Here is an 18,024-nt window from a genome sequence, read left to right on the forward strand (position 1 = left end):
ATACAGAAAATTGTAAATAGGTATCTTTCAATATATTTGTTTTCATGAAGCGTACCTCCTTTGTTATAGCCTTATTATTCCTTTATAGCTGTGTAACCGCCCAAACTTCGCCACCAACGGATATCGGCACTATTCAGCAAAACCTTAAAAAGCTAAATACCCTGGGCAGCGTATTGTACGTGGCCGCCCACCCCGATGACGAAAATACCCGCCTGCTGGCCTACCTGGCGCAGGAAAAGCATTACCGCACGGGATATTTATCGGTCACGCGCGGTGATGGAGGACAAAACTTAATAGGTAACGAGCAAAGCGAGTTGCTGGGGCTTATACGCACGCAGGAACTGCTGGCCGCCAGAAAGGTGGATGGTGCCGAGCAATTCTTCACCCGTGCCAACGACTTTGGTTTTTCCAAAGGGCCCGAAGAAACTTTGAAAATTTGGGACAAAGAAAAAGTTTTGGGCGATGTGGTTTGGGTTATCCGCAAGTTTAGGCCCGATGTTATCATTTGCCGTTTCCCTACTACGGGCGAAGGTGGCCACGGGCATCATACCTCATCGGCTATATTGGCCCAGGAGGCTTTTAGCGCCGCTGCCGACCCAGCCAGGTATCCCGAACAATTAAAATATGTAAAACCATGGCAGGCCAAACGCCTGATGTGGAACACCTTCAACTTTGGCAGTACCAATACCACCGCCGCCGACCAGTTTAAGATTGATGTAGGCGTATACAACACTACCCTTGGCAAAAGCTATGGCGAAATAGCTGCCGAGAGCCGCAGCAACCATAAAACCCAGGGCTTTGGCTCGGCTAAGCAAAGGGGCGAGTCGTTTGAATATTTTAAAACCATTTTGGGAGATGCCCCGCAAACCGACCTGATGGATGGGGTAGAAACCGGCTGGAAACGTGTTAAAGACGGCGCGGATATTGGCGAATCGATAAAAGTGATCAGGCGGAATTTTGATGTGGAAGCACCCGAAAAATCGGTAACACCATTGGTGGCATTGCTGGGTAAGGTTGAAAAGATATCAGACGTATACTGGCGCACCCAAAAGACAAAAGAACTGGGCGATTTAATAGCTACCTGCGCAGGCTTGTGGTTTGAGGCTTATGCCACCGAGGCCACTTATGCGGTAGGGGATAAGATCCAGATCAGATCGGCAGTAGTAGACAGGTATAATGATAAGGTGAAGATCAATAAAATAGGCGTTGGCAACGATGTTTTGGACCTGGGGCCAAAAGTTATCCCTGCCAACCAGCAGCAAAGTTTTGAAAGTTCAACTATAGCCGATAAAATAACACAGCCTTATTGGTTAGCGTCAGATCATAAGATAGGCACCTACAATATCCCTGATGATGCAATGCCCGGCAACCCCGAAAATCCGGATCTGCTTAAAGTAAGCTTTCAGTTTATAATAGAAGGGAAACCGATAAACTTTGAACGCCGCCTGGTATACAAATATGTTGACCCGGTACGTGGTGAAGTTTATCAGCCATTAGAAATTACACCGCCGGTTACCGCTAATATCGACGGGAAAGATTACATTTTTAACAGCCAGAAACCGCAAAGCATCCAGGTTAAACTCAAAAGCTTCACTGTAGCCAGCGGTAACGTGAGCATAAAACCTGTAGATGGCTGGAAAATAAGCCCGGAAAAAATTGAGTTCCGTGATAAAAATAAAAACGATGAGTGGACGGTTTCTTTTACTGTAGCGCCCGCCGATAATAAGCCAAAAACTGCCGACTTGCAGGTTATTGTGATGGCAAACGGCAAGCCGTATTCACTATCGTTACGCAGGATAAGGTACGATCATGTGCCTGCTATTACCCTGTTCCCTGCGGCCGAAGCCAAGCTGGTAAACCTGGACCTGAAAACTGCAGGCAAAAAATTAGGCTACATTGCCGGTGCAGGCGATTTGATGCCCGAGGCCCTGCGCCAGGTTGGTTATGATGTGCACATGCTATCAGAAAACGAGATCATGAACGGCGATTTATCAACCTATGATGCCATTATTACCGGGGTACGTGCTTACAACGTAAACGAGCGCCTTGCTTTTGAGCAGCCCAAGCTAATGGAATATGTAAAAAATGGTGGCAACCTGGTAGTACAATACAACAATAACTCAGGACTGGTTACCAAACAAATTGGTCCGTATCCTTTTACCGTAGTTAACAGGAGGGTTACAGATGAGGATGCGATTGTAACCGTTTTAGATCAGCCCAACCCCGTACTCAACTACCCCAACAAAATTACCCAGGATGATTTTAAAGGCTGGATTCAGGAACGCGGCCTATACTTTGTAAGCGACGTGGACCCCAAATACAAATCCATTTTGCAGATGAATGATAAAGGAGAATCGCCCCTTAACGGATCGCTCATAGTTGGCGACTATGGCAAGGGCAGGTTTGTTTATACTTCGCTTGCCTTTTTCAGGGAACTGCCCGCCGGAGTACCGGGGGCGTATCGTTTGTTTGTGAATCTATTGAGTAAACCCGGTGGTGAGTAGTGAGTAGTGAGTAGTGAGTTGGATTTGTTAAATAGTTAAAACAATCTTCGTCAAATCAACTTTTCACACTGACCACTGACCACTGACCACTGACCACTGACCACTGACCACTGACCACTGACCACTGACCACTGACCACTGACCACTGACCACTGACCACTGACCACTGACCACTGACCACTGACCACTGACCACTGACCACTGACCACTCACTCCTCAGATGGTTCAAACTCCAGTCGTTTTTGGAAGTATAAATCCCAGCTGCGTTGTTGCTGGCGGTTGGTCATGTGCTGGGTGTCGTCGTCGTAGTTGGAGTTAAGCTGCTTGTATTTGGCATCTATGCGGTTAAAAAGCGCCATCGCTTCATTGCGGTAATTGTAGCTGAAACGGGTTTTACCTATCTGCCTTAATATCTCCTGCTGCTCCAGGTAAGCAATCAGGTAGTGCCCTTGTTCGTGCTTCAGTATTTCAGAAAGCATCTCCTGCGATGTTACACGGCTCCTATCGAGCCATGATTTGTAGTTATTGATCAGCAGGTTTACAGTTGCCGTAAGGATATAGGACCCGCTACGGTTACTGGCCTCGTATTTAAAATCGATGGTACAGTTGGTGTATGCAACAACACCACGGGCATCTGGCCTCGGGGTTCCTAAAAAATCATTAATAGTTAGCGGATGATAACGTTGGTACTGCTGTGCTTTGGCAGTCATCGTCGTTAAACATATGGCGGCAGCGCCAATCAACTTCACTAATCGTACTTCCATTAAGTGCAGGGTTTAAAACTTTCACTTTTTGACGTCGTCGGTATGTAAAAGGTTTAAGGCCATCATTTCTTTTAATGTATGCTGCATGGCATCGGTAGATCCATCCAGGAAAATCACGTTCCCTTTTGAGTTTTCAGAGAAGTGTTTGATAGATTCTGTCCACATGGTAAACAGTATTACCGAGGTATCCATGTTGGCACCGGCCATTTCTTTGGCGGCAACCGTCATACCACGGGCAACTTCCTCGCGGAATAAGGCTATACCCTGGCCGCGCAGCTGTGCAGCCTCGCGCTCGGCCTGGGCCGAAATCTTAATGGCATTACCTTCGGCCTCTGCGGCTTTGGTTTTGGTTATCAGCAGGGCCTGGCCTTCGTTTTCGGCGGCGGCCTTCAGGTTGTTTGATGCCACTACCTGGCTCATTGATTTCATGATCACATCATCAAAAGTGATGTCGTTCAGCTGCAAATCCTGCAGGTGGTAGCCCCAGCCTTCCAGTATCACATCTAATTGTTCCTTAACATGCTCCACAATATCGCGGCGCAGTATCAAAACCTCGCTCTGGCGTTTGGTGGCCACAAACGCACGGATTGAACCTTCAACGGTGCGGATAAGCGCCTGCATCAGGTTGCGTTCATCAACAAATTTAAAAGCTACATTTTTGATGGTTTCTTCCTGCTGATCCAATACCGAGTACAACAACATCGCCTTAAAGTAAACGTTAGCCTGATCGTAAGTTACCGCCTGGAATTCTAATTCCACCGATCGGTTCTGAATTGAGATTTTGGAGTAAATGTTTTCGATAAATGGCAGCTTAAAATTAAGCCCCGGTGTAAGTATGCGGCGATACTTGCCAAATACGGTAATTACCACTATTGTGCCCTGTTTTACAGACACAAAGGATGATAATATGATTGCCAAAATAATAAATACAATGAGTAATGTGATGATTGAACCTGTCATAAGGGCTTATTATTAATTAAATAAATATAGGTAAATTATTGGTGTGCTATTTGTTTTTATAAAAAAGCTTATTTAAACAGCATACACTATCATGAACTTAAAACGCACTTTCGGGGCCATACTTACCGTACTCGGTATCATCGGCTTAATTTATGCAGGCATTGGTGTTATAAACCATAGTAGCCAGGTTACCACACTAATTGTAGTAGCCATAATAGCTATTTTATTTTTCTTTACAGGTATCAGCCTGGTGCGCAATACTAAAGACGAGGCCTGATAATAGTCTTAAGTTCGGGGTCGGGAGTCTTGAGTCAAAAAATAATAAAACTACTTCAAACTTCCGATTAAAGACTATAGACTTCGGACTTCCTCTAAGCCATCACCGATACCATATTAAGCACCTGCCCGGCAAGCGTCGCATTCCCGGTTATTTCAACCCGCGTTTTTACATCGTCCGGGCGGATGCTTTTCGAAAATAATTTCCAGGCGATATCCGGGGGGATTTTTACGGTAGCGGCAAAGCTCTCTGTATCGGCCTCTTTTAATAAATGCCATCCGTCTTTTATTTTCTTAAGGTACCAGTTACCGCCAATTCCGGATGTGATGGTAATTTTTATAAGGGTATTTACCGGTGCCCCCGTGTTTTTAAAAGTATGGGGCAGTCCTTTGAAAAAAGTATCGATAAAGGGATAAAAAAACTCGCGCGTCATAATGCCATCGCGGCCGGTTGCTTCTCTTATTTGCTGCTGGTGATGCCATTTTTCGGTGTATTCGCGGGCAAGGTGCATCCAGTTAAGGCTTTCATGCTCGCCGGCCCAGCCAACAGAAAAGATGGCGGTGTCATTAGGGTTCAACGATTCATAATAGGCAGATGCCAACCGCCCGGTTGTTTTATGCAGCAGGAGCAATATATCGGGGCTTATTCTTTTGGTGGCGTTCACCCAATCGGCATTGAGTTTATTCAGCCAGTCAACCAGGTCATGATAGTTGTTGTTGGCAGGCGCCAGGTCGCCAAAATATTTATCGCGCTGAATGGATAAGGCGCGGATGTTACCATCAAGCAGGTGCGATACTACATCTTTCACTTTCCAGGCTTTGGCCACAGTTTGCTTGTTCCAATCTGCCGGAGTTAATGATTCCAGCAATTCCATCAGTTTTCCATCCAATGGTTTAAAAAGATGCCTTACTTCAATGCGGTTTTCCATGGTGATAAATTTGTTGGTGTGATAAAACAATTTAGCATATCGTTTTTAATTCCCTCCCATGGGAGGGGTCAATGTCATTAAGTTAAGGATAACTCATATTGCATCTCTCTGGTTTTTAGTCACAATCGGTTTTTCTTTGTTCTTATATTTATCCATATCTCTCAAGTTAGTTCGATTATTTCTTATCGGAATGGTATTTTTTAGAAACAGGATTTCCAATTCATGAAATATATTTTCTAAAGGCGCATTTTTATATAGAAGGTCTATCACCCTATTTTTCAAAAAGCCATATGATAAATTGGTATTTACTTTATAATCGTACTTTTTCCCTTGATTTTGTATATGTAAGTCATCTTTAAGGTCATTCACTATAACCGACTGAAGATTGCTAATGAAAATGGCACAAAAAAAATCCTGCTGAATGCTTACTTCCGAATAGCCCGTAAAATGTTCTACCTTAAGTTTGTTTTTTAATTCGTCATAGAATGTTTCAATTCCCCATCTTAGAAAATATAATTCCTTAAACATTTTAGTGGGGTATTTTTGGCTATCTAATAGGGTTGTCATTAATACTTCTACTTCTCCTCCGGGCAAGTCAACACGCAAAAACCGTACTTGTAAAGTACTGTGCCTGCCGTATTCTTTATCTTTGAATGATTGGTTCTTTTGAGGTCGTATTTCTGTAATTATAGACTTTTTGCCTCCTTTCACAAATGCGATAACTACATTATTATGAGTCAATTTTACCCTTATCAAACAATCAACTTTCAGTTTAACATGCTCGTATACAAAATCGAAGGAGGGATAGCCCCTGTCATATATAATCAAATCATTTGTCTTCCATTGATGTGCATGATTTAATGCTAAATCACGTTCCCCTTCGCTTAGATTATCTAACGAAGCATCTAATGCAATGCCATTTAAAACATCGTATAAAACAGATGCCCTTGCCTGTACAATAGTTTCTCCGAATTGATTTTTTGTTGCTCCATAGCTCTTTTTTAGTTTTTCGGTAAAAGGCAGCGTAATCCTGGAACCATCCACAGCAAGTACCCTAAACCCATTTAGAAGGGTTTGTGAATCATTATCAGCTACATAGAAATTTTCAACTATTATCTCCGACAGATGACTGAATACTGCTGGACTGATTTTTTTCCTGTTTTGAATAAACGCACTTGAAGTAAAAGACTGAGTAGGGTCTGAAGAAAAACGTAGGTTTAAATAACGCACAAATCCATCGATTTCAACAGTGAGACTCTTTCGCAATAAATTAAACATAAAAAGCAAAGTTGCTCCAAATGTCTGCTTTCTATTTCTTGTAAAGTCTTGGTCTTTCATTTTAAATTTTAGCACAAGTTCTTTACTTAGAATTGCCTGCCTCAGTTTTTCCAAGATTAAAAATGAGGTTTTTTTTGCACTTTAACTATTTGATTATGAATTAAATATACGAAAAAATACACAATAAAACAATGTAAATAATTGACAATCAAATGATTACCCTTAACTTAATGACATTGTGGGAGGGGTGTGGCTGGAAAATGAGCGCAAAGGCAGGGAGGGGTTTCTACGCCATGTAGTCCCGAAAGCTCATAAACCCCTATCTTCCCTTCCCCAAGGAAGGAATCGTACATCCCCCGGCACATTTATTATCAGTCGTGAGGTCTATATTTCTTCTATACCACCTCGCCCAAACCCAAAGCACCTTCCAGTTTCTCAACCGACATGTCGATACCATCTACATGATGATGTGCTTTCAAATAAAAGCTTTCCCGCTCGGCCAGTTTGCCGGTAATAAATTCAACCAGTTCATCGCCTTTTTTGCCTTGCAGTACCGGGCGAACCGTTTTGCTGTTTTCCAGCCTGTCGGCCAGTGTTTTGGGCGATAATTTCACGTACAGGGTTTTGCCGTTGGCATTCATCCAATCCATATTATCAAAAAAGCAGGGCAGACCGCCGCCAGTTGATACCACTACGTTTTCGGGATATTCGGTTTGCTTCAGCAAATCTGATTCCATCTGGCGGAAGGCGTCTTCACCAAAACTCGAAAAATATTCGGCTATGCTCATACCTACGTTAGCTTCCAGTGCGTGGTCAAGATCAATAAATTCGTAGCCTAATTTGGCAGCCAGTTTACGGCTCCATGTAGTTTTGCCACAACCCATAAACCCGACTAAAAAGTACTTCATAATTTTTATAGATGTGCAAATTTCAAATATGCAGATTTCAGATTATTCAAAAAAATCCGACTCCAAAACTCCTTTATCCTTCCGCCTTTGCTCCTTTATCCAATATCCAAAAATCCTTGCTCCGCTTTCAACTTAATTTTACCCGCGGATCTATCCAAACGTAAATTATATCTACCAGGATACTAATCACTACAAATATAAAGGCAATAAAGAGGATTGAACCCATCACTACCGGAAAATCCGACATTTCCAGTGCATCAACTGTGGCTTTGCCCAAGCCATTGTAGCCAAAAATGTATTCCACAAAAAAAGATCCGGCCAGCAGCGATGCAAACCAGTTGGCTATGGCGGTTATTACCGGGTTTAGCGCGTTTTTTAGCGCATGTTTATAAATGATGGTATTGTTGCTTAATCCTTTGGCTTTTGCAGTACGGATATAATCCTGCCCTAAAACATCGAGCATGGCATTACGGGTGAGCTGGACAATAATTGCCAGCGGACGCAAGCCGAGGGTGATCATTGGCAGCACCAGGTTTTTAAGTGTCATCACTTCGCCCCGGAAAGGATCGTAACTAAATAAACTGCCCGACATGTTGAGGCCTGTATATTTACTCAGCTCAAAACCAAATATCCAGGCGATGATGATACCCGCGAAAAAAGCCGGCGCGGAGATACCCAAAGTAGAAAAGCCTATTGCCAGTTTATCAATCCAGGTATCTTTATGTACAGCACTCAGCACGCCTAAAAATACGCCAATAACAATAGCGAAGATCATAGCCGTGGTAGCCAATACCATAGTATTGGGGATAACCTCTAACAGTAAACTGGCCACATCCTTATGGGTTTGGTACGAGCGGCGCAGGTAAGGCCATTTTAGCCCAAGCACTTTGGCATCGCTTACCGCAAATAGTTTTACGTAGTGATACCGTTGCTGTTCTTCGGCAGTATTCAGGTGGATGCCTACGGGCGAAAGATCATTGATGTAATATAGAAATTGTACAGGCTTTGGCTTATCCAGCCCAAATTCTTTGCGTACGGCTTGTAACGATTGCACGTCGGCCCGCTGGCCCTGCGTCATGCGGGCGGGATCAACGGGTAAAATGTTAAACAAAAAGAAAACTACCAGCACCACCCCCAGCATTACGGCCAGCCCGTAAAATAATTTGCGGATAAGGTAGCTGATCATGGTTATTGTTTTTGAAAATACGTTTTCGCCAGGTCATCATACTTCGGCACCGAATGGTAATGCCATTTATTGATGATGACACCATTCTTCAGCAGGATTACTCCGGGGTTAGAACGGATCATGGTTTTAAGCGGCACGCCATCGGCATAAAAAACCTCGCTGATCATCCGGTGTTTTTTTACGAACGCCTGCGCGCTTTGCGGCGAATTTGCGGTAAGCAGCATGGTGCGGATATTAAAGTTTTGGGTAGCGTTGATGGCCAGGGCATTCAGTTTGTTTATCGCGTCATCATCGGTTTTATCCAGATCGTAAGCTACGATGATAATGCTGTAAAAAGGGCTTGCCAGCAACTCTTTGGTGAAATCATTACGTTGGGCATCCTGGATAGACAGATCGCGGATTGGCGGCTCGTAACCTTTTGTTACCAGGCGGTTTTCCGGGTCGCCGTCGGTTTCCCAATTGGCATCTTTCCAGATGCCGGAAGTCAGGTATTCCTTATCGGTCATTACCTTAGTTTCCTTAGTCTTCTTGTTTTTTAGTTTATAAGTAAGCACGAAAACATCTTTGGGCGCATTGGGCGGGGTATCCATTTCGGCCGAAATATTGGCGCCTATTTTATAGGGCAAAAAGTCGATTACCGGCAAAAAGTTATAGGTGTAAAGGCCAAACCCTACCGAAACAAGGGCAGCGCCGATAAGCCATTTGTCACCTGCTTTTGCGCTAAATATGGGTTTTATTTTAGCCCGGTTTACAAATATCACGGCTACTAAAACCAGTAATACCATATCCTTGCTAAACGATTGCCATGGGGTAAGCGGTATAGCATCGCCAAAGCAGCCGCAGGTTTGCACCACTTTAAAAAAGGCTGAGTAAAAAGTTAAAAAACCGAAAAAGATAATGAGCAGCAATAAGCCCCAAGCTACTTTTACCGGCCGCACGCCAATAAGCAGGGCAAAACCCAGGATCATTTCCAGGGCGCAAAGCAAAATAGCTATGGTTAACGAAAGATCATTAAGGAACGTGATATGGAAAACCTCGAAATACTCCACCAGTTTATAAGAAAAGCCTAATGGATCGTTGGCTTTTATCAGTCCGGAAAATATGAACAGTAAGCCTACCGCTATCCTGCAAAACCAAATCAAAGCGTTCTTCATTTTACTCCAAGTTTTATAAGGGCAAATACCGCGTAATTCAGCATATCCTGGTAATTGGCTTTTACCCCTTCAGATGCTTCGGTAAGGCCCTGGTTATCTTCAATTTGTTTTACACGCAGCAGTTTCATGAGTATCAGATCGGTTAATGAGCTGATGCGCATATCGCGCCAGGCTTCGCCGTAATCGTGGTTTTTGGCAAACATGAGTTCTTTGGTTTCCAGTACTCTGTCGTCAAACATGCGTTCCACATGGTTAACCGCCAGTTCCTGAGGTGTTTCGGGCGAGCTGTCCAGCTGCATCATGGCTATAACGCAGTAGTTTACAATTCCAATGTATTCGCCGGTAATATCGTCGCCCACTTTCGAAATCTTTTTTTCTTCGAGTGTGCGGATGCGTTGTGCTTTAATAAAAATCTGGTCGGTGATAGATTGCAAACGAAGGATGCGCCAGGCGGTGCCATAGTCGCGGGTCTTTTTCATGAAAAGACCCTTACAATTGTTTATTACCGCGTCGTATTCTGCTGATGTGTTAGCCAATGGTCTGAATATTTTAAAGTTGGGGCGTTGTAATTACGGGGATATGCTACCGCTATAAAGTTATTAACTTTACCGCATTAACCCCTGTCAATATTACAACAAACAAAGTGGCTAAAGATACATTTTTTCATAAAAAGATAACCCTGAATGCAGGAGGGAAACTTATCAACCTGGCTGCGCCGAAGGTAATGGGCATTATCAATATTACCCCCGATTCTTTTTATGCCACCAGCCGCAAGTCATCTGTTGATGAAGCTTTGCAGCAAGCCCAAAAGATGCTGGCCGACGGTGCTGCGTTTTTAGATATCGGTGCTTATTCGTCTCGCCCCGGTGCTGTTGATATTACTGCTGCCGAAGAGGCCGACAGGTTGCTGCCTGTTATTGAGGCAATTGTAGCTGCCTTTCCCGATGCTGTTTTATCGGTAGATACCTTCCGCTCACAGGTTGCCGAAGCGGCGGTTAAAGCGGGTGCGCATTTGATTAACGATATATCGGGCGGCACGTTGGATGCCGGTATGTTTGCCACGGTGGCCCGCCTGCAGGTACCTTATATTTTAATGCACATGAAGGGCACCCCACAAAACATGGTGCAAATGGCGCAGTACGATGATGTTTTTAACGAGGTGCTGGATTATTTTGTAAGTAAATATCAGCAGCTAAAACAACTGGGCGTACATGATGTGATTATCGATCCCGGATTCGGCTTTGCCAAAAAACAGGAACACAATTATGCACTGATGAAGCGCATGCAGGATTTTGATATTTTGGAATTGCCGTTGCTTGCAGGTATATCGCGCAAAAAAATGATCTACGGTTTATTGGGAGGCACCGCTGCGGATGCATTAAATGGCACAACCGCTTTAAATACCATCGCACTAAGTAAAGGCGCCAATATTTTGCGGGTACATGATGTAAAAGAGGCTGTTGAGGCGGTGAAGATATGGGAGGCTTGCCAGTAAGTATTTCATATGGAAATCCAGGTAGTTACAACGGCAGATATTGAGGCGATAACCCGCGTGGAGATTGACAGTAAATTACAATCGTTTCCCGAATTGATGGAGCCGCACGATATCGACTTTGAGATAAGGGCCTACCGCTGGAAAACTTATTTTGCAAAACAATCGCCCGCCAGCGCCAGGCCGCAAAGGGTTATATTTAAGGCTATTGACCAGGATAGGATGGTAGGGTACCTGGCGGTACACCTTACAAGCCGCTATGATAAGGATGCCGAAATTCAATCGTTTTACGTGTTGAAAGAATATCAGCGCCGCGGCATTGGTACGGCACTTTTAAAGGAGGTCGCAAGCTGGGCTATGAACCTTAATGCCAAAAGTTTGTGTGTGGGCATAGCCCCGGAAAATCCATATCAACAAATTTACCTGAAATATGGCGGCACTTTTTTAAACCCGCACTGGATTGTTTGGGATGATATCAATCTGCTGAAATCAAAATTGGGCTGAAGATGATTTCCCGACTGCCGCGAGGTTCCAACTCGTGGCTAAACATGGTTTCAGCTTTCAGCTGAACTGAAGCCAAAGGCTTCAACCAGTTTTACCCACGAGCTACGCTACGCTAATCTCGCGGAAGATTCAAGATATAAAAAATATTAAACCCCTCAATAATTTTGAAGGGTTTGATATTTAGGGTTATTTCTTTTCTAATCTTTCAACTGTTTTTAGTAATGCGTCGCTATACGCAAATATTTCATCTATTCCACTTATATCGTATTTAATTTCCTTTTTATTTTCATCAAGAATGGCCAGCATCTTTTTGCTGTTTAGATATAAACGACAGATAGTTTTACGGTTGTTATCGTCCAGCAAAATTGCAAAATATGATTGGGCATCCCTGTAAGTTATTCTTTTCGAATCAGTTGTTTTTCTTAAAATTGATTTTACAATATAAAAACCTTCAAGTTCTTCTTCCGTTGTAATTATATTCGAAACCGGATTCTCCTGGGCTTCTTCTATCTTTATGGCCTCCTCAGCGTCTTTTTGTTTTTCTTGATTTAAAGCGGACTTCAACCTTTCATTTATTGTATCATTTATCAACTGACTAAAGGATCTTTTTACTATTGGGACAAATTGCTCTTTAATTTTGGCAGTTAAAACGCCGGGATAAATTTGCTTGGTAAAAAATGCGACAAAATTTTCAGATGGCGCGTTAATTTCCCTTGTTAAAATGCCTTTAAGCTCATTAAGGTATTTCAATTCACTCGCAGTATTAGTTATGTTTTCGACATCAAAATACGATTTGTGAAACTTCTTAAGTTCAGCGATCTCTACTTCTTTTATCTCCGTCAATTTAAACTCAAAAAATGGAGTAGAGTCCATTTTGTTTTTTTCGACCAAGTCTGTATAAAAACGATAGGTCATCCCATTAGAAAGTAAACCAAATTTAGCTTTAGTAGTATGGAAATATCTAAAAAGTTGAGAGTTATGTGGATCAAGGTTTTCAAGGTGATGTTTGCACTCTACTAAAATCGCGGGTTCGCCATCCTTCATAATTGCGTAGTCGACCTTTTCGCCTTTTTTTATACCGATATCCGCAATAAATTCTGGGTTGACTTCGGATGGATTAAATACATCGTAACCCATTATTTGAATAAAAGGCATTATCAATGCATTTTTTGTAGCTTCTTCTGTTTGAATTTGTGGAAGCATTTTTTCAGCTCGCGCGGCAAGCTGTAGGATCTGATCTTTGAAGTCCATGTGATAATTGGTTTATTGTAGGGATTAAAGGTATAGTATTTGTATTTGATATACAAATACTTACAGTTGAGAATAAATATTCGCTGCCAAGGTCTTTTAATCCCGCAGCTACCCATGCTTTCAGCTGAACTGAAGCCAAAGGCTTCAACCAGTTTTACCCACGAGCTACGCTACGCTAATCTCGCGGGAGATTAATGAGATTCAAGGTTTTTGTCTTAATTCTTGATTCTTGGCTCTTGATTCTTGACTCTAACGCCTATTCCTCCACCAACTCCATTACTTTCAAAATAGCATCCACATACTCGCGGTCATTAGCCAGGCGGGGTACTTTATGCTGGCCGCCTAATTTACCTTTTTCTTTCATCCAGCTAAAAAAAGTGCCTTCGGGGGCGCGGCGTACTATGGGGCGGCGCAGGGCCAGGTCTTTAAAGCGTTTGGCGTCGTAATCGGAGTTGATGCGGCGCAGGGTTTCGTCAAGGATATCCACAAAACGTTCAAATTCGTTGGGTTGCTTTTCAAACTCAATTATCCATTCGTGGGCGCCACAATCGTTACCGTTAAAATAAACAGGCGCGGCAGTATACTCGCAAATGACGGCGCCGGTTTGCTGGCAGGCTTCTTCCAGGGCTTGCTCGGCATTGTCAATAATCACTTCCTCGCCAAAGGCATTAATGAAATGTTTGGTACGGCCGGTTACCCGGATGCGGAATGGCGATAACGATGTAAACTTAATGGTATCTCCTATCATATACCGCCAAAGCCCGGCATTGGTACTGATGATGAGCGCGTAGTTTTTATCCAGCTCCACCTCATCCAGCGTAAGCGTTTCAGGATTATCGTGGTGCAGGTGTTCAAGAGGTAAAAATTCGTAAAAAATGCCATAATCCAGCATTAACAGCATATCGCCTGGTTCGCGGGTATCCTGGATGCCGAAGAAGCCTTCGGATGCATTGTAATTTTCCAGGTAGTACATGTCGTCGCTGGGGATCAGGGCTTTAAACTGATCGCGGTAGGGGCCAAAGTTAACCGCTCCGTGAAAATACATCTCCAGGTTGGGCCAAACTTCCAGCATGTTTTTTTTGCCTGTTATTTCCAGTATCCGTCTAAACAGCACCAAATTCCAGGTAGGTACGCCACCAATACTGGTTACGTTTACATCCTTAGTGGCCTGGGCTATTTTTTCTAATTTTTCTTCAAAGTTATCCAGCAGGGCAATTTCCAGTTGCGGTGTACGGTGAAGCTCGGCCCAAAGGGGCAGGTTTTTCATGATCACGGCCGATAGGTCGCCAAACGAAGCATCCGGGTTTATGGTGCTTACCTGGTGACTGCCGCCAAGCGTAAGCACTTTGCCGGTAAACATACGTGCGTTGGGCTGGTTGTTAAAATAGATGGTGAGCACATCCTTGCCGCCCTTAAAGTGGCACTCTTCCAGGGCTTCCTCGCTCACGGGTATAAACTTGCTCCTGTCATTAGTAGTGCCGGATGATTTGGCAAACCAGCGGATCTCTGACGGCCACAATACATTTTTTTCGCCTTTGAGCATGCGCTCTATATATGGCTTCAGCGTATCGTAATTTTGTATGGGTACCCGCTCCTTAAACTGGGTAAGGTTTTCAATGCTTTTATACTGGTACCTGCGGCCCCACTCGGTACTCTCGGCCATTGATATCAGCTGCTCAAACCACTCCTCCTGTACTTCGTTGGGATATTTCATAAAAAGCTCAATCTGGTGGATGCGCTTTTTCATGAACCAAGTAAATACGGAGTTAAATATTGTCATACAGCAGGTTTTATTATTGAGGGAATACTTTTCTCTTGAGTACAAAGTTAGCACCTAAATATACTTTCCGCACCATCTCATTTTCGGCCAGTACCTCGGGCACGCCCGATTCTAAAATTTTACCTTCAAAAAGCAGGTAAGCGCGGTCGGTGATCGACAGTGTTTCCTGTACGTTGTGGTCGGTAATCAGGATGCCTATGTTGCGGTGCCTTAGTTTGGCTACCATCGCCTGTATCTCTTCCACGGCAATAGGGTCAACCCCGGCAAAAGGTTCATCCAGCAAAATAAAATTAGGCTCGGCTGCCAGGGCACGGGCAATTTCGGTACGGCGGCGCTCACCACCCGAGAGCAGGTCGCCCCGGTTTTTGCGTACTTTATGCAGGCTGAATTCGTCAATCAATTCTTCCAGTTTGTCTTTTTGCCGGTCTTTAGGCATACCACCCATCTCCAGCACCGCTTTAATGTTATCCTCAACCGTCAGTTTGCGAAATACCGACGCCTCCTGCGCAAGGTAGCCAATGCCTTTTTGCGCGCGGCGATACATGGGGTCCTGGGTTATATCCTTATCATCCAGAAAAATAGTGCCTTCGTTAGGCTTTATCAAGCCAACTATCATGTAAAACGAAGTAGTTTTACCGGCGCCATTCGGCCCCAGCAAACCCACAATTTCGCCCTGCGCCACATCAAACGATACATCGTTAACAACGGTACGCTGTTTGTACTTTTTTACTAAATTTTCTGCTCGTAGTATCATTTTTCAAATTCAAAATTCAAAAGTAAAAACCTGTCGCTTTACCTTTGCTTTCCACCTATATCTATAATCCTCCGGCCAAAATTTTTGACTTTTGACTTTTTAATTTTGACTTTAACCCGGGCGTTCCTTCGGCCGGGCTTTTCGTTCATACGCCTGCAGGCCTTAGTCACGGGCCGGTATCCGCTTCAATCCCTAACGCGTTTTACTCCGGCCTGAACGCTGGTCACGACTCACCCCGGCAACGCTTCGCTGGCCGACTCTCTCTCCGGCTTACGCCGCCAAGAGGGTAAACCCCATATTTTATTTTTTTCGCCCCTCTATGCGACGCAGTCGGAGAGAGGGGCAGACGGCCGTAGCCTCGTCGGGGTGAGTCTTCGCCGACATGCATTGCCGACGGAATGTTCATCAACAAATCTATCATTTCCCGGGTGATGCTTTTTTGTCATCCCGAGGAACGAAGGATATCAGCTATGCATGGCCGATAGAAAAGTTCGCGAATAGATGCTTCGTTCCTCAGCATGACAGTCTTTTATTTTCGTGTGTCATTCCTCCAGCCAAAATTTTTTAATTTTGACTTTTAAACCTTATCCCCTTTATATTCAATTGTATCGTTCTTCGTTCGCGCCAAATATTTTCTTCAATGCTATAGCAAATATCAAAGGGTACGCCTGGCTTTAATTGCGGCAGGTATTCGCCGTGGTTAAAGGCAATGCAATCAAACGCCGCCGTACCTTCCTGCATTACAGTCATTTTAATATGTGCCTGGCCTACCAGGCTCGCGTTACCGCTAACATACACATTTTTACTTATGAAAACCGGCGCCATATTTTCGGGCCCGAAAGGCGCAAACTGGTTCAGTATCCTGAAAAATTTCGGTTCTATCTGGCTTAAACGTAATTCGGCATCAATTTGTATCTGCTGAATTAATTGTTCCGGCGATATTGTAGCGCTCACCACTTCTTCAAACCTATCCTTAAAGGCTTCTACGTTTTCGGGCAACAGTGTTAAGCCTGCCGCATATTTGTGCCCGCCAAACTGGATAAGCAGATCCTTGCACTCGCAAAGCGCCTCGTAAAGGTCAAATCCCAAAACAGAGCGTGCCGAACCTGCCACATGCCCGTTTGATTGGGTAAGCACAATGGTGGGGCGGTAATACTTTTCGGTAAGGCGCGATGCCACAATACCAATAACGCCTTTGTGCCAATCCTTGTTAAATACCACGGTTGATTTTCGGCCTATCAGCACTTCGTCGCCATCAATTATATCAAGCGCCTGGTCGGTAATGGTAAGGTCGTGCCCTTTGCGCTCGGTATTGCGGGTGTTTATCATGAGGCCTTTTGCCCTGGCCACGTTTTCATCACAAGCTATCAGCAATTCAACGGCATGTTTGGCATCGTCAATACGCCCGGCGGCGTTTATCCGTGGGCCTATCAGGAACACTACGTCAGATATAGTTAAGTTTCCGGGTGTTTTGCCGGCAACCTCAATCAGCGTTTTTACACCAATGCACGGGTCGGTATTTATTTTTTGCAGGCCAAAGTGTGCCAGCACCCGGTTCTCGCCGGTAATATGTACAATATCGCAGGATATGCTGATGCAGACCAGGTCAAGGTATTGCGCTACCGCTTCAAATTGGATCCCGTTTTTTTCGGCATAAGCTTGTATCAGCTTAAAGCCAATACCGCAACCCGATAATTCTTTGTAAGGATATTCGCAATCGGCGCGTTTGGGATCAAGCACCGCTACGGCGGCGGGTAGCTGCGCTCCGGGCAGGTGATGGTCGCAAATTATAAAATCTATCCCCAGGGTATTGGCGTAGTCAATTTTATCAACCGATTTAATGCCGCAGTCAAGTGCAATAATAAGGCTGAAACCATTTTGTGCAGCATAATCAATCCCCTGGGTTGATATGCCATAGCCCTCTTTATACCTATCCGGAATATAATATTCCATGTTTTTATACTGCTTGTTAAAAAAGCTGTAAACAGTGGCAACAGCGGTTGTACCATCCACGTCGTAATCGCCATAAACCAGTATCTTTTCGCCGGCGGCAATGGCGGTTTCAATACGTATAACGGCTTCCTCCATATCCTTCATCAAAAAAGGATCGTGCAGGTGCCGCTGATCGGGCCTGAAAAAGTACCTGGCGCTCTCGAAATCACTTATCCCCCTGTGTACCAACAGGCTGCTTAAAACGGTATCAATATTCAGTTCGGCAGATAATTTGCGTACCAAATCCTCATCGGCATTATCCCTTATCGCCCAACGTTTATTCATATCTTTG

General features: G+C 44.1%; 17 protein-coding genes and 1 pseudogene. 4 read left to right on the plus strand and 14 right to left on the minus strand.

The window, feature by feature from the left end; all coding sequences use genetic code 11:
* Positions 1-44 precede the first annotated feature (44 nt).
* The gene (locus tag PQ469_RS01260; RefSeq protein WP_274211366.1) at positions 45-2,504 is read left to right on the plus strand and encodes a PIG-L family deacetylase; all 2,460 of its coding nucleotides are present in this window, start codon (positions 45-47) and stop codon (positions 2,502-2,504) included.
* A 50-nt stretch (positions 2,505-2,554) separates the two neighbouring features.
* Here the strand turns inward: PQ469_RS01260 and PQ469_RS31355 are convergent, their stop codons facing one another.
* The 4 genes and pseudogenes from PQ469_RS31355 to PQ469_RS01270 form a co-directional block, all read right to left on the minus strand.
* The gene (locus tag PQ469_RS31355) at positions 2,555-2,671 is read right to left on the minus strand and encodes a hypothetical protein (RefSeq protein ID WP_443192816.1); all 117 of its coding nucleotides are present in this window, start codon (positions 2,669-2,671) and stop codon (positions 2,555-2,557) included.
* Positions 2,640-2,717: pseudogene (locus tag PQ469_RS31360) on the minus strand (hypothetical protein); the annotation flags it as partial. The gene PQ469_RS31355 and the pseudogene PQ469_RS31360, both read right to left, overlap by 32 nt.
* Positions 2,714-3,268 (minus strand): DUF922 domain-containing protein, encoded by a 555-nt coding sequence (locus PQ469_RS01265; protein ID WP_274211367.1) that lies wholly within the window; start codon positions 3,266-3,268, stop codon positions 2,714-2,716. The pseudogene PQ469_RS31360 and the gene PQ469_RS01265, both read right to left, overlap by 4 nt.
* Before the next feature lie 21 nt (positions 3,269-3,289).
* Complete coding sequence (locus tag PQ469_RS01270; RefSeq protein WP_090641020.1) at positions 3,290-4,228, minus strand: SPFH domain-containing protein; 939 nt, start codon at positions 4,226-4,228, stop codon at positions 3,290-3,292.
* A 91-nt stretch (positions 4,229-4,319) separates the two neighbouring features.
* Between PQ469_RS01270 and PQ469_RS01275 the strand changes: the two genes are divergently transcribed.
* Positions 4,320-4,505: a hypothetical protein gene (locus PQ469_RS01275; protein WP_090641022.1), complete on the plus strand. Its 186-nt coding sequence runs from the start codon at positions 4,320-4,322 to the stop codon at positions 4,503-4,505.
* Between the two features lie 94 nt (positions 4,506-4,599).
* Here PQ469_RS01275 and PQ469_RS01280 read toward each other — a convergent pair whose 3' ends face one another.
* The 6 genes from PQ469_RS01280 to PQ469_RS01305 all read right to left on the minus strand — a co-directional run bounded on the left by PQ469_RS01280 (position 4,600) and on the right by PQ469_RS01305 (position 10,438).
* Positions 4,600-5,433 carry a maleylpyruvate isomerase N-terminal domain-containing protein gene (locus PQ469_RS01280; protein ID WP_274211368.1) on the minus strand — a complete coding sequence of 278 codons (834 nt, stop codon included), beginning with the start codon at positions 5,431-5,433 and terminating at the stop codon, positions 4,600-4,602.
* A gap of 93 nt (positions 5,434-5,526) precedes the next feature.
* Entirely contained in the window at positions 5,527-6,825 is a 1,299-nt protein-coding gene (locus PQ469_RS01285; protein WP_274208853.1) for an IS4 family transposase, read from the minus strand.
* A 281-nt stretch (positions 6,826-7,106) separates the two neighbouring features.
* Positions 7,107-7,619, minus strand: a complete 513-nt coding sequence (locus PQ469_RS01290) for a shikimate kinase (RefSeq protein WP_274211369.1) — start codon at positions 7,617-7,619, stop codon at positions 7,107-7,109.
* Between the two features lie 127 nt (positions 7,620-7,746).
* The gene (locus PQ469_RS01295; protein WP_090641030.1) at positions 7,747-8,805 is read right to left on the minus strand and encodes an ABC transporter permease; all 1,059 of its coding nucleotides are present in this window, start codon (positions 8,803-8,805) and stop codon (positions 7,747-7,749) included.
* A 2-nt stretch (positions 8,806-8,807) separates the two neighbouring features.
* Entirely contained in the window at positions 8,808-9,959 is a 1,152-nt protein-coding gene (locus PQ469_RS01300) for a BT_3928 family protein (protein ID WP_274211370.1), read from the minus strand.
* Positions 9,956-10,438, minus strand: a complete 483-nt coding sequence (locus tag PQ469_RS01305) for a DUF1599 domain-containing protein (protein ID WP_274211371.1) — start codon at positions 10,436-10,438, stop codon at positions 9,956-9,958. The genes PQ469_RS01300 and PQ469_RS01305 overlap by 4 nt, the downstream gene beginning before the upstream one ends.
* A gap of 164 nt (positions 10,439-10,602) precedes the next feature.
* Between PQ469_RS01305 and folP the strand changes: the two genes are divergently transcribed.
* A complete protein-coding gene (gene folP, locus PQ469_RS01310) occupies positions 10,603-11,454 on the plus strand; it encodes a dihydropteroate synthase (protein WP_274211372.1) in 852 nt (283 codons plus the stop codon).
* Positions 11,455-11,463: 9 nt separating this feature from the next.
* Complete coding sequence (locus PQ469_RS01315; protein ID WP_274211373.1) at positions 11,464-11,955, plus strand: GNAT family N-acetyltransferase; 492 nt, start codon at positions 11,464-11,466, stop codon at positions 11,953-11,955.
* A gap of 186 nt (positions 11,956-12,141) precedes the next feature.
* Here the strand turns inward: PQ469_RS01315 and PQ469_RS01320 are convergent, their stop codons facing one another.
* The 4 genes from PQ469_RS01320 to recJ all read right to left on the minus strand — a co-directional run bounded on the left by PQ469_RS01320 (position 12,142) and on the right by recJ (position 18,017).
* On the minus strand, positions 12,142-13,206 hold the full coding sequence (locus tag PQ469_RS01320) for a type I restriction endonuclease (RefSeq protein WP_274211374.1): 1,065 nt from the start codon (positions 13,204-13,206) through the stop codon (positions 12,142-12,144).
* 256 nt (positions 13,207-13,462) lie between these two features.
* Entirely contained in the window at positions 13,463-14,986 is a 1,524-nt protein-coding gene (locus PQ469_RS01325; protein WP_274211375.1) for a GH3 auxin-responsive promoter family protein, read from the minus strand.
* Positions 14,987-14,999: 13 nt separating this feature from the next.
* Positions 15,000-15,740: an LPS export ABC transporter ATP-binding protein gene (gene lptB, locus PQ469_RS01330; protein WP_090641041.1), complete on the minus strand. Its 741-nt coding sequence runs from the start codon at positions 15,738-15,740 to the stop codon at positions 15,000-15,002.
* A gap of 564 nt (positions 15,741-16,304) precedes the next feature.
* Positions 16,305-18,017, minus strand: coding sequence for a single-stranded-DNA-specific exonuclease RecJ (recJ, locus tag PQ469_RS01335; RefSeq protein WP_274211376.1), 1,713 nt, complete (start codon positions 18,015-18,017; stop codon positions 16,305-16,307).
* Positions 18,018-18,024 lie beyond the last annotated feature (7 nt).

This window comes from Mucilaginibacter sp. KACC 22773 (assembly GCF_028736215.1).
Lineage (GTDB): Bacteria > Bacteroidota > Bacteroidia > Sphingobacteriales > Sphingobacteriaceae > Mucilaginibacter.